At 64.6% G+C, this 1,198-nt stretch carries 1 protein-coding gene; it reads left to right on the top strand.

All coding sequences use genetic code 11. The features are described from left to right. Nucleotides 1-1,197: dihydroxy-acid dehydratase (locus P0D68_RS35460; RefSeq protein ID WP_408303730.1), on the top strand; the 1,197-nt coding region annotated here is incomplete at its 5' end. Between the last annotated feature and the right edge of the window lies 1 nt (nucleotide 1,198).

The raw sequence follows: 1,198 nt of genomic DNA, 5'->3' as shown, positions 1-1,198 counted from the left end.
ACGATGACGCAGGAAGAATTCACCGAGGCCGAGTCGTGCATGAACCGCTCGCGCGGCCACTGCATGACGATGGGCACGGCGTCGACCATGGCCTCGATGGTCGAATCGCTCGGCATGGGCCTGCCGCACAACGCGGCGATCCCCGCCGTCGATGCGCGCCGTCAGGTGCTCGCGCATCTCGCGGGCCGGCGCATTGTCGACATGGTTCGCGAGGATCTGACGATGGACAAGATCCTCACGCGCCAGGCCTTTGAAAACGCGATCCGCACGAACGCCGCGATCGGCGGCTCGACCAATGCGGTCGTCCACCTGATCGCGCTCGCGAAGCGCATTGGCGTGGAGTTGTCGCTGGAGGATTGGGAGCTGGGTTCGAACGTGCCGTGTCTCGTGAATCTGCAACCGTCCGGCGAGTATCTGATGGAGGACTTTTACTACGCGGGCGGCTTGCCGGCCGTGTTGAAGCAACTCGGCGAGCAGGGGCTCCTGCATAAAGAAGCGCTGACGGTGAACGGCAAGACGCTCTGGGACAACGTGCGCAACGCGCCGAATCACGACGAGAAGGTCATCACGACCTTCGCCGAGCCGTTCAAGCCGAAGGCCGGCATTGCGGTGCTCAAGGGCAATCTGGCGCCGAATGGCGCGGTGATCAAACCGTCGGCGGCGACCGCGGCGTTGCTCAAGCATCGCGGCCGCGCGGTCGTGTTCGAGAACATCGAGGAGTTGCACGCGAAGGTCGACGACGATTCGCTCGACATCGACGAGCATTGCATCATGGTGCTCAAGGGCGCGGGGCCGAAGGGTTATCCGGGCTTTGCGGAAGTCGGCAACATGCCGCTGCCGAAAAAGGTGCTGCAAAAAGGCATTACGGACATGGTGCGCATTTCGGATGGCCGCATGAGCGGCACGGCTTACGGCGCGGTGGTGCTGCACGTATCGCCGGAAGCGGCCGCGGGCGGCCCGCTCGCGTTCGTGCAAACCGGCGACATGATCGAGCTGGACGTCGAAGCACGCCGCCTGCATCTGGACGTCACCGACGAGGAACTCGCGCGCCGGCGCGCAGCATGGCAGGCGCCGGAAGCGCCCAAACGCGGCTACTACAAACTCTACGTCGAACACGTGCTGCAAGCCGACCAGGGCGCGGATCTGGATTTCCTGGTGGGATCGAGCGGTGCGCCGGTGCCGCGCGACTCGCACTGAT

The organism is Paraburkholderia sp. RL17-380-BIE-A, from assembly GCF_046028085.1.
Classification (GTDB): Bacteria; Pseudomonadota; Gammaproteobacteria; order Burkholderiales; family Burkholderiaceae; genus Paraburkholderia.
The sequence above is the reverse complement of the archived record's forward strand: the minus strand, read 5'-3'. Positions and strand labels throughout refer to the sequence as shown.